At 69.8% G+C, this 11,112-nt stretch carries 9 protein-coding genes; 7 read left to right on the top strand and 2 right to left on the bottom strand.

Annotated features, from left to right (window positions below):
- Positions 1–83 precede the first annotated feature (83 nt).
- The gene (locus ACFU5F_RS27330) at positions 84–1,580 is read right to left on the bottom strand and encodes an FAD-binding protein (protein WP_383892442.1); all 1,497 of its coding nucleotides are present in this window, start codon (positions 1,578–1,580) and stop codon (positions 84–86) included.
- A gap of 570 nt (positions 1,581–2,150) precedes the next feature.
- Here ACFU5F_RS27330 and ACFU5F_RS27325 point away from each other — a divergent pair.
- The 7 genes from ACFU5F_RS27325 (at position 2,151) to ACFU5F_RS27295 (ending at position 9,587) form a co-directional block, all read left to right on the top strand.
- Positions 2,151–3,353, top strand: coding sequence for an ATP-binding protein (locus ACFU5F_RS27325; protein ID WP_383892439.1), 1,203 nt, complete (start codon positions 2,151–2,153; stop codon positions 3,351–3,353).
- Entirely contained in the window at positions 3,350–3,748 is a 399-nt protein-coding gene (locus ACFU5F_RS27320; RefSeq protein WP_037727590.1) for a roadblock/LC7 domain-containing protein, read from the top strand. Before ACFU5F_RS27325 ends, ACFU5F_RS27320 begins: the two co-directional genes overlap by 4 nt.
- Positions 3,745–4,125: a DUF742 domain-containing protein gene (locus tag ACFU5F_RS27315; protein ID WP_013005330.1), complete on the top strand. Its 381-nt coding sequence runs from the start codon at positions 3,745–3,747 to the stop codon at positions 4,123–4,125. Before ACFU5F_RS27320 ends, ACFU5F_RS27315 begins: the two co-directional genes overlap by 4 nt.
- Positions 4,100–4,693 carry an ATP/GTP-binding protein gene (locus ACFU5F_RS27310; protein ID WP_013005331.1) on the top strand — a complete coding sequence of 198 codons (594 nt, stop codon included), beginning with the start codon at positions 4,100–4,102 and terminating at the stop codon, positions 4,691–4,693. The genes ACFU5F_RS27315 and ACFU5F_RS27310 overlap by 26 nt, the downstream gene beginning before the upstream one ends.
- A gap of 13 nt (positions 4,694–4,706) precedes the next feature.
- Positions 4,707–6,044: a cytochrome P450 gene (locus ACFU5F_RS27305; protein WP_383892434.1), complete on the top strand. Its 1,338-nt coding sequence runs from the start codon at positions 4,707–4,709 to the stop codon at positions 6,042–6,044.
- Positions 6,045–6,394: 350 nt separating this feature from the next.
- On the top strand, positions 6,395–9,019 hold the full coding sequence (locus ACFU5F_RS27300; RefSeq protein WP_383892431.1) for a tryptophanase: 2,625 nt from the start codon (positions 6,395–6,397) through the stop codon (positions 9,017–9,019).
- Positions 9,020–9,173: 154 nt separating this feature from the next.
- Positions 9,174–9,587 carry a cytidine deaminase family protein gene (locus ACFU5F_RS27295; RefSeq protein ID WP_383892428.1) on the top strand — a complete coding sequence of 138 codons (414 nt, stop codon included), beginning with the start codon at positions 9,174–9,176 and terminating at the stop codon, positions 9,585–9,587.
- A 24-nt stretch (positions 9,588–9,611) separates the two neighbouring features.
- Here the strand turns inward: ACFU5F_RS27295 and ACFU5F_RS27290 are convergent, their stop codons facing one another.
- Entirely contained in the window at positions 9,612–11,090 is a 1,479-nt protein-coding gene (locus tag ACFU5F_RS27290) for a non-reducing end alpha-L-arabinofuranosidase family hydrolase (RefSeq protein WP_383892425.1), read from the bottom strand.
- Positions 11,091–11,112: the final 22 nt, after the last annotated feature.

The following is an 11,112-nucleotide window of genomic DNA, read 5'->3' as shown; positions in this document are numbered from 1 at the left end:
GGGCCGGGGGGGGGGCCGGCCCCGGGGCCGGGGGGGGGGGGGGGGGGCGGCCCCCCCCGCCCCCCCGGCCCCGCCGCCCGGGGTCAGAAGATGCCCGGGCCCGGGGTCAGGACGCCGGACGGGTCGTAGCGGTGCTTCCACTCGGAGAACCGCGACCACATCGAGCCGTAGTGTGCCTGCCAGTCGGCCGCGGTGAACGTGCACGCGCCGTGCGGGTAGCGCACCCCGCCGACGGCGGCCGCCTCCTGGTAGAAGCGGCGGTTGCGCTGCGTCATCCGTGTCGCGAAGTCGGGGTCGGGGCCGGACCGCGCGGCGTCGGTCAGCACGCTGACGAGCCAGACCCAGGGGCCGCCCGCGTCGCTGGGGAGCCGCAGCAGCGGCCGGTGGTAGCTCGAACGCAGCATCGGGAAGATCAGTCCGAACCCGGTCGGGCCGAGGTCCTCGGCGCTCAGCGACGGGAACACCGACGCGACGTAGTCCTCGACCGCGTCGTCCGGCAGGAACAGGTCCGACCACGGCTTGACCTTCGCGTCCCAGTCCAGGTTCGCCGCGAAGGAGTCGTACATGGTGGTGACCAGGGAGATGTAGTCGAGATAGGGGGAGTCCTCGAAGACGGCCGTGGCCGCGGCGGGGCTGAGTCCACGCAGCAGATGCGTCGTGTCGGGGGTGTCGCCCGGGTTGTGGAAGACGGTGGCCCACAGGGTCAGGGGCTGTGCGGTGCCCGGCTGGGGGATGCTGCCGAGGGAGTCGAACTCGCCCCGGTTCGCCAGGACACGGATGTCCCGGAAGAAGGTGGGGATGTCCTGGTAGCCGATCCGGTACGTGCGGGCGAGCTGCTTGGCGGGCACCAGGTCGACGGTGGCCCGCGTGATCACACCGCACTGCCCGAGCCCGGCGAGCGCGGCCTCGAACAGGTCGCTGTTCTGCGTGCCTGAGCACCACCTCAGCCGGCCGTCGCCCGCGACCACCTGCAGCCGCCGAGCGTGGTCGACCTGTGCGCCCGCCCGGTAGGCGGACATCATCCCGATGCCGCCCATGGACAGGGACCCGCCGATCGTCGTCCCCAGGTAGCTGGTGATCGAGACCGGGGTGAGACCCTGAGCGAAGGCGGCCCTGATCAGGTCCTGCCACAGCACGCCCGCGTCGACGTCGGCGCCGTCCGCGCCGATCGAGTGGATGGTGTCCAGCGACCGCATCTCGATGACCAGGCCCCCGCTGACCAGCGGCTGGCCGAACATCGCGTGGTGCGCGCCGGCCGGTGCCACCTTGATGCCGTGGTCGGCGCAGAAGGCGACCATCTTCCGGACGTCCTGGACGGACCCCGGCCGGAGTACCGCGCACGGTCTCCGGAACACGATGTTGCCCTGGTCGTGCGCGTTCGCCGTGAGGGACGCCGCGTCGAAGACGAGCGTGCCGTCGAGCGGGGGCACACCGGCGAGGGCGGAGTTCTCCGCTGCCGCCGCCTCGGTCACCCACTGCCGGGCGACCAGGTCGAAACCGGCCACGAGTGCCACGGTCCCGGCTCCGAACCGGGCCAGGAACCGCCGCCTGCTGACGCCGCTGTGTTCTGTGTGAGACATGACAACCTCCGTGATGTCGACGCGGCGGATCGTCGGCACGCCGCCGCGGGTTCGACGTTTCTTCTCGGCGCGGAATCAGCCGAGCGAGTCGAGCGGGCGCACGGCCGCGCACCGCGACGAGCGTCCCGGCCCGAGCCCGGAGCCGGGTCGGCGGTCCCCACGCACAGCGATCTCCCCCTGACGTTCCGCTTACCGTCCATCATGACTTCCGGGAGGCTTTTCGCGCGACGGTCAGGATCATCAACTGCAGCCGGATTCAAGGCCGGTGGGCGAGTACACGAGTCAACGCCGCGCTGGGGTACGGCAGTCGTCTGCGGCAATGCGGCTTGTGCCCGTGTTCAACACGTTCCGGTTGGGGTCAACTGTCGCCAGGGGTACCCAGGCTGACCCTCAGTCATCAGGTTGAGTGATGATACGATCACGGCACTTACCGAGTGGACGGATGGGTGCAAAAGGAGCATCCCTCGTCTTTGGTGAATTCCTCGTGGCAACCCTGGAATGGCTGACCTTCGGTACGTGTGAATTGACAGGAATTCAGTAGCTGGCTATCGGCCGCCTGAAGAGGGTCTCATGACGCAATACATACAAAACCCGGCGCTGTGGGCGCTCCTTGTCGTAACCCTTGTCGCCGCCGCCCTCATCGTTCGCCAGCGACGGGCGGCGCGCACATTACGGCGGGAGATCGCAGGGCTCAGGAACCACTACGGTGAGCTGGAGAGCCAATACTCGGAGTCCGTCCGCTCGGCACAGCAGGAGGCCGAGGGCGAGACGAGGACCGCGCTGAAGTCCGCCATGCGGACCCTGCAGGGCCTCGCCGCCGAACAGCAGCGCATCATCTCCGGACTGCAGCGCAAGTACGGTGACTCCGTCATGCTCCAGGACCTTCTGGAGATCGACCACATGAACGCGCAGTTCGGCCGGCGTGCCCAGTCCATCGCCGTGCTGTGCGAGGGCTGGCTCGGCCGGCACCGCGACGTGGCCTCGGTCTACGACGTGGTCCGCAGCGCCCAGGGCAGGATCCGCCACTTCCAGCGGGCCCACATCCTGTCCAAGGTCGACTTCGGCGTCACCAGCCGGGCCGTCGAACCGGTGGCACTGGCCCTCGCGGAGCTGCTCGACAACGCGACCAGCTACTCCAGCCCGGACACCGTGGTCGAGATCAACGTGCGCTCCGTGCCCAAGGGTGTCTGCATCATCGTCGACGACGCCGGTGTCGGCATGAACGAGGAGGAGAAGGCCAGGGCCGAGAAGCTCCTGACGAGCGAGCGCGCCACGGGCGTCTCCGGCCTCGGCAACCCGCCGCAGTTCGGCTTCGCGGTGATCGGCGTGCTCTGCGAGCGGTTCGGCTTCACGGTCTCGGTGGACTCCACCTCCCCCTACGGAGGAGTGCGGGCGGTCGTGCTGCTGCCCGACGAACTGCTCACCGACATGCCGGTGCCCAAGCAGCCGGCCGCGTCGGTGGAGTCGGTGGCGCCGCGAGAGGAGCCCTCGGCCGTCGAGACGCGCACCGCGGCGTACGAGAGCGCTCCCGAGCCCGCGCTGCCCCTCGGCACGACCGAGGACGGTCTGCCCAAGCGGCGGCGCAAGCGGCCGATGGCCCTGGTCTCGACCGGCCCGACCGCCGCCCCGGCCCCGAAGCGCCGCAGCGAGGAGACGGCAGCGATCATGGCCGCCTTCAAGCAGGGCACGGACGCGGGCCGCGCCACACATCCGGAGGGGGAGCGGCCGGGCGGAACCCGTGACGCGAGCAGCGAAGGGCACGAGGTCCCATGAACAACGATCTTTCCTGGATGCTTGACAGCGCCTTGGAGATCCCCGGAGCCCTCCACGCGGTTCTGGTCTCCTCCGACGGGCTGCTGAGGGCTCGTTCGAAGGACGTGGACAAGGACGACGCCGACAAGGCCGCCGCCGCGATGAGCGGCATGCAGTCGCTCAGCCGGTCCCTGGCGTTCTTCTGCTCCCGCTCCGACCTGCGCTGGCAGCAGACCCTCGTCGAGTTCGACGGTGGCTGGATCTTCCTGATCTCGGCCGGGGACGGCGCCTACCTCGCGGTGTCGGCCTCCTCCGACGTCGACATGGCGGACATCACCTTCCGCATGCAGCAGCTCGTCCGACAACTGGGCAAGGTCATGACCGCCCCGCCCCGGGAGAGCGTGGTGCGGCCATGACCGACTCCGACCGGCACGAGCACGAAGCCGCCGAATTAGTACGCCCGTACGTCATCACCGGCGGCCGCAGCCTGCCCGGCGAGAGCCAGTTCTCGCTGATCACGCTGGTCACCGCGGTCGTCGACCAGCAGCAGCGGCCCGCCCGCCTCTCGCCCGAGGAGCAGAACCTGCTGGGGATGTGCGTCGGAGGCTATCTCTCCGTCGCCGAGATCTCCGGCCACCTGCACCTGCCGGTGGGAGTGGTCAAGATCCTGCTCGCCGCCCTCTCCGAGGCCGGCTACCTCGTCACCCGACCGCCGGCGGCGGCGCGCGCGCCCGTCGCCAACCTGCAGATTCTCGAGGAGGTGCTCCATGGTCTCCAGTCCAAGTTTGGATGAGCGGGCCTACGTTCCCGGCGGAGAGACGCAGACCGCCGTGAAGATCCTGGTCGTCGGGCACTTCGCGGTCGGCAAGACCACGTTCATCGGGTCGATCTCCGAGATCTCGCCGCTCTCCACCGAGGAGACGATGACCCAGGCGGGCGAGGCGATCGACGACCTCAAGGGCGTCCAGGGCAAGACCACCACCACGGTCGCCATGGACTTCGGCCGCCTCACCGTCAGCGACCGCGTCGTGCTGTACCTCTTCGGCACCCCCGGCCAGCAGCGCTTCGTACAGATGTGGGAGGACATGGCACGCGGCGCCCTCGGGGCGCTCGTGCTGGTCGACCCCGAGCGGCTGGCCGACTCGTTCGCCGTGATCGACCTGATCGAGCAGTACGGACTCGACTACGCGATCGCGGTCAACCACTTCGACGGCACATCCATACGTGATGCCAGGGCACTGCGCGAAGCGCTCGATCTGCTCGACGACACCCCGATCGTCACCTGCGACGCGCGGGACGAACGGTCGTCGGCCGAAGCACTGATCACGCTCGTCCGCTACTTGATGGACCGCGCCCGTTAGGAGCAGAGCAGACATGACCCCCGACTCCACCTTCCCCGCACCCCCGCCCGGCTGCCCCGCCCACGACAGCGGCATGCGGGTTCCGCTGTACGGGCCGGAGTACGCGGCCGACCCGCAGGCGTACTACGCGTACATGCGGCACTACGGGCAGACCGCTCCGGTCGAGATCGCGCCCGGCGTCGACGCCACCCTCGTCACCGACCACGCGACCGCGCTGCGCATGCTTCAGGACTCCGGCAACTTCCGTAAGGACGCGCGCCGTTGGCGTGACGTCGCCGAGGGCAAGATCGGCCCGGAGAGCCCGGTCGTCCCCATGCTGGGGTACCGCCCCAACGCCATGTTCACCGACGGGGCCGAGCACGCCCGGCTCCGCCAGGCCATCACCGACAGCCTGGCCAAGGTCGACTCCCGCCGCATCAGCGACATGACCAAGCGGGCCTCCGACTACCTCCTGGCCCAGGTATCCGCACGCGGCTCCATCGACCTGATGAACGACTACGTCAAGCAGCTGCCGCTGCTCGTCTTCAACGAGCTGTTCGGCTGCCCGGCGGACATCGGCGACCGGGTCGTCTTCGGCATCTCCGGTGTCTTCGAAGGCGTCAACGCCGAGAAGGCCAACGCGGTGCTGGGCCAGGCCGTCTTCGAACTGGTCGCCCTCAAGCGCGCCAGGCCCGCCGACGACGTCACGTCCTACCTGATGCGGCACGAGGCGCGGCTGACCGACGAGGAGCTCGTCCACCAGCTGATCCTGCTCCTCGGCGCCGGCGCCGAACCGCTGCGCAACCTCATCGGCAACACCCTGCATCGCCTGCTCCTGCACGACCGCTACGCCGACGGCGGCCTCATCGAGGAAGCCATCGACGACACGCTGTGGGAGAACCCGCCCATGGCGAACTTCGCGCCGCACTACCCCGCCATCGACCTGGAGTTCGGCGGGACCAAGCTGCGGGCCGGCGACCTCGTCCTCGTCAGCATGACGGCGGCCAACACCGACCCGGCGCTCGCGACGGCCCGTCAGACGGGCGGCAGGCGGGCCCACCTGTCCTGGAGCGCCGGCCCGCACGCCTGCCCCTCCAAGGAACTCGCCCGGCTGGTCACCATGGTGTCCATCGAGAACCTGCTCAACCGACTGCACGACATCGAACTCGCGGTGCCCGCGGACAGCCTCACCTGGCGCCCGGGCCCCTTCCACCGCGCGCTCGCCGCGCTTCCCTGCCGCTTCACCCCCCAGGTGATGCAGCGCCCCAACCCGCCCCGCACGGAGACGGCCGCACACGGCGAGAGCGCCCCGGCGGGCCGGAAGCAGGAGCGAGGTGTGTGGGGCTCCTTCCTGTCCTGGTTGAAGGGGTGACGCACGCAACATCCTGTGACAGAAGGCACTGCATGAGTTTTCAACCAACGGGGTAGTAACGCGGCGGCAATTCGTGGTGACCAACGAACAAAGGGAGGTGTCGTGGAACACATATCCACCGGCGCCGCTTCTGCTCGACATCCGGACATTTCCCGCCGCTCCCGACGGCACACCGCTTTAACCCATGTGGAGGCCACGAGAGGCGAGATCCGCCACCGGTCGCCGCGACACGAGATACCCGCCGAGGTCGGCGGGTATCTTTCTGTCTCCTTCTCTACCCAGGGAACCCACAGGGAGAAACCCTCGTTCCCGACCCCGCCCGTCCCCCGCGAGCAGCGGCGGGAGCACCGGTGAGCGCCCTCGCGTCCGGCGCCGGGAGGACCCGGCAGGACCGGACGCTCGGCGACCTCGTGACCGGCCAACTGCGGCGCCTGTGCCAGGTGTCGGGGCTCGGCCCGTCCGACGCCGAGACCTACGCGCACGTCCTGGCCGACTCCCTCGGAGCGGCGGCCGAACGGTCCCTGGACCTGCCGCCCCCCTCTCGCAGCTTCCTGTCCGACGACTCCACCCCCGTGGAGTTCTCGCTCTCCTTCGCCGCCGACGCGTCCCCCCGACTGCGGGTGCTGCTCGAACCGGGATGCGGCGCCGGCGACCTCCGCGAGGACGGCCGCACCGGGCTGCGTGTCGTCCGGTCCATGGCACGGCGCTGGGGCTTCGACACCGGGCAACTGGACGCCCTGGAGGACCTGTTCCTGCCCCCCGACCCGCAGGGCCCCCTGGCCCTGTGGATCGCCCTGGAACTGCGCCCGGGCGGCGTGCCGAAGATGAAGGTGTACCTCAACCCGGCGGCGTCCGGCGCGACGAGAGCCGCCGCGACGATCCGGGAAGCCCTCGACCGCCTCGGCCACCGGCACGCCTTCGACGCGCTGCCCCCGGCCGACGGACACCCGTTCTTCGCACTCGACCTGGGCGACTGGGCGGCGCCCCGGGTGAAGATCTACGCCACCCACCGCGGGCTGCCGGTGACAGACGTCGGCGGCCTGTGCCGGATGGAACACGGCCCCGACGGCGCGACGCTGGAGGAGTTCCTCCGCACGGCGGGCGGCTTCGGCGACGGAGCGGGGCAGGCACCGGCCCCGGCGGCACGGTTCGACGGAGCAGGGCGGGCGCCGGCCCCTCAGGCGCGGTTCGACCGGCGCCCCGTCCTCACCTGCCACTCCTTCACCCGGACGACCGGAGGCCCCACCGGCTTCACCCTCCATGTCCCGGTCAGGGACTACGTCCGGGACGACGCCGAGGCGCTCCGGCGGGCCGGAACCGTCCTCGGCCGCCAGGGGCTGGGCACCGACACGCTCACCCGGTCGCTGGCCGCCCTCACCCCACGCTCCCCGCAGGACGGCGCCGGACTCATCGCGTACCTGGCACTGGCCCACGAGCAGCACCAGCCGCCCCGGGTGACCACGTACATCTCGTCGGAGGCCTATGAGGTCCGGCCCCCGAACACCCCGTCGGCGGACCGCCCCGCACAGCCCTCCGTACGGCACGCGTCCGTCCGTCGGTACAGCAACGACGAAGCATTCCGCAGTACTCCAGGAGCAAGGATCAGCATGGAGCCCTACCGCATCAAGGTCGTCGAGCCCATCGCGCTCACCACTCGGCAACAGCGCGAGGCTGCGCTGGAGCGGGTGCACTACAACCTCTTCGACCTGCGCGCCGAGGAGGTGACCATCGACCTGCTCAGCGACTCCGGCACCGGCGCCATCTCCGCCGCCCAGCTCGCGGCGGGCATGGAGGGCGACGAGTCCTACGCGGGCTCGCGCTCGTTCTACCGCTTCCACGAGACCGTGACCGAGCTGACCGGCTACCGGCACATCCTCCCGGCCCACCAGGGGCGCGCCGCCGAACGCATCCTGTTCAACACGCTCCTCGAACCCGGCGGCATCGTCCTGGCCAACACCCACTTCGACACCACCCGGGCGAACGTGGAGCTTTCGGGATGTCAGGCCCATGACATCCCGTGCGCCGAGGCCCGCGACCTCGACAGCGAACGGCCCTTCAAGGGCAACATCGACCTCGACAAGCTCCGCACCACCCTCGAAGGACCGGACGGCTCCCGCGTCCGCGTGGTGATCATGACCATCACCAACAACGGGGGCGGCGGCCAGCCCGTCTCCATGGAGAACCTCAAGCAGACCGCCGAGATCTGCCGCCGCCACGGCGTCCCCATGATCCTGGACGCCGCCAGGTTCGCCGAGAACGCCTGGCTGGTCACCCGTCACGAAGAGGGCTACCGCGACCGCACCCCGCGCCAGGTCGCCGAAGAGGCGTTCCGGCTCGCCGACGGCTGCGTCATGAGCGCCAAGAAGGACGGCATCGTCCACATCGGCGGCTTCATCGGTCTCAACGACCCCGAACTCGCCGAGAAGTGCGAACGCCTCCTCATCGCCACCGAAGGCTTCGCCACCTACGGCGGACTCGCCGGCCGCGACCTCGACATGATGGCCACCGGCCTGCTCGAGGTCACCGAACCCGCCTACCTCGCGGAACGGGCCGACGTCGCCTCCCACCTCGCCGACCGCGTCCGCTCGGCCGGCGTCGACATCCTCGAACCCCCCGGCCTGCACGCCCTCTACCTCAACGCCGGACGCCTGCTCCCGCACATACCGCCCCACCACTACCCGGGCCACGCCCTCGCCTGCCGCCTCTACCTCGAAGGCGGTATCCGTTCGGCCGAACTCGGCTCCCTCTACCTCGGTGAGGAGGACGAGGACGGCAACCCCACCAAGAGCGCGCCCTACGAACTGGTCCGCCTCGCGCTCCCGCGCCGCGTCTACACCCGCAGCCACTACGACCATGTCGGCCGCACCCTGGAACAGATCGCCAAGAACGCGGAAACCGTCCACGGCTACCGCATCGTGGAACAGTCCCCGATCCTGCGGCACTTCCGCGCCAAACTGCAGCCGGTGAGCAGCTGAGACGATCCCCCGGGCGCCTGACACCGATTCGGCCACCGACGACGGAACCACCCCGGTGACCAGCCGCCCGCCGACCCCGACGACGCCCCGACGGAGTGACCCCACCCTCCGCCGGGGCGTCGCCCGCTGCCGACGAGCAAGGACGAAACCGCAGATGACCACCGAGATCCATCCCGTCGACCACGAACTCGTCCGGGCCGCGACCGACGTCGCGCGCACTCGGTGCCGGGGCGACAACCACACCATGGCAGCGGCGGCCCGTGCGCGTGACGGCCGCGTCATCACGGCCGTGAACGCCTACCACTTCACCGGAGGCCCCTGCGCCGAACTGGTCCTCATCGGCACGGCCGCCGCTCTGGGAGCCTACGAGTTGGACACCGTCGTCGCCGTGGGCGACCGCGACAGGGGAGTGGTGCCGCCCTGCGGCCGGTGCCGTCAGGTCCTCCTCGACTACTTCCCCTCCCTCCGGGTCATCGTCGGTGCGGGCGACCGCATCCGCGCCGTCCGCGTGGCGGATCTGCTGCCGGACAGCTATGTCTGGGCCGACCACCAGCCGGACGCCGACTAGGCGTCCGGGCCGGCGTTCGCACCGTCAGCGCTGCAGGGTCAGCAGACCCGGGCGGTAGGGCAGGAGGCCGTAGTCCCCGCCGGAGTTGGGGCTGCGGCCCTGGTAGAGCAACTGCAGATTGCAGGGGTCGACGGTCATCGTCTGATCGGCGCTGGAGCGGATCAGCTCGCCATGGCTGATGTCGTTGGTCCAGGTCGCGCCGCTGTTGACCTTGCCGGCGAACGGGTTGCTCTCGGTCGCGGCCTGGGGTGTCCAGGAGCCGTTCAGGCTGGTCGCGGTGAACGAGCGGAAGTAGCGCTTCTCGTCCGCACCCCGAGCCTCGACGATCATCAGGTACTGGTTGCGGTCCTTGACCTTGTAGACCTGCGGCGCCTCGAACAGGTTCTTCACCGTGTCGCTCATGACCGTTGTGTACGAGGAGCCGAAGCTGCCCGGGAAGTTCCCGATGGGCATGCTGGCCCGGTAGATCTTGCCGTTGTCGCCGGCGAAGAACAGGTACATGTTCGTCCCGTCACCGATGATCGTCTGGTCGATGGGGCCGGTTCCGGAGTCGGAGATGCTTCCGGAGAACAGCGGCTGCGGTGCTGACCAGCCGTTCGGGTTGGTCGGGTTGGTCGACGTCCGGTAGGAGAAGGCGGTCGCGCCCCACTGGTAGGTGAGCACCCAGATGTTCTTCGGTGCGAAGTAGAAGAGCGAGGGTGCGACGGTGCCGGACGACATCGCGTTCTGGCTTGCCGAGGCCATCTCCGACCAGTTGGTGAACAGGCCGAAGTTCATCGAGCCCCATGCCTTGCCCGTTCCCGCGGCGCCGTGGGTCGTTGCATAGATCAGCTGTTTGCCGTTGTAGGGGGCGACGGTGAAGTCCTTGAGCGAGGCCCACTCCGCCCTGGGCTGCGCCAGCGCGCCCGTCGACGTCCAGCGGTAGGACGACGGAAGGTCGCACGGGCCGGAGCCGTCGCCGCCGATCTTGACGAGCTGCCACTGCTGGTTGGCGCCGCCCCAGTCGTCGTACTGGACGACGTTGGCGTTGTCTGCGGTGCCGGCGCCCTGTACTTCGAGGGCCTTGCCGCTGTGGCGCGCGATGAGCCGCACATGGCCGTCGGAGCTGTCGGCCAGCCGCCACTGCTGGTTGGTGCCGTTCAGGTCGGCCCACTGGACGATCGAGCCGCCGTTCGCGGTGGACAGGTTGTGGACGTCCAGCACCTTGCCCGAATGACGGGACTTGACGCGGTAGTAGCCGCCGCCGGAGTCGACGAACTGCCACTGCTGCTGGGCCTGGTCGTTCCTGGTCCACTGGGTGATGCGGGCGCCGTCGGCGGTCGCCCTGTTGTGGACGTCCAGGGCCTTGCCGCTGTTGCGGTTGACCAGCACGTACGAGGCGTTGGGGTCGACGGTCGCCGCGGCGGCGGGCTGGGCGCCGAGGAAGGCGGCCACGAGCAGCAGGGGTGAGAGGACAGCCAAGAGGCGTCTCGGACTGACCGGGGACGGGTGGCGGAACCACATCAGAGGGCCTCCTTGGGGACGG

Source organism: Streptomyces sp. NPDC057438 (assembly GCF_042802995.1).
Lineage (GTDB): Bacteria > Actinomycetota > Actinomycetes > Streptomycetales > Streptomycetaceae > Streptomyces.
This window is presented reverse-complemented; position numbering and strand designations above follow the sequence as displayed.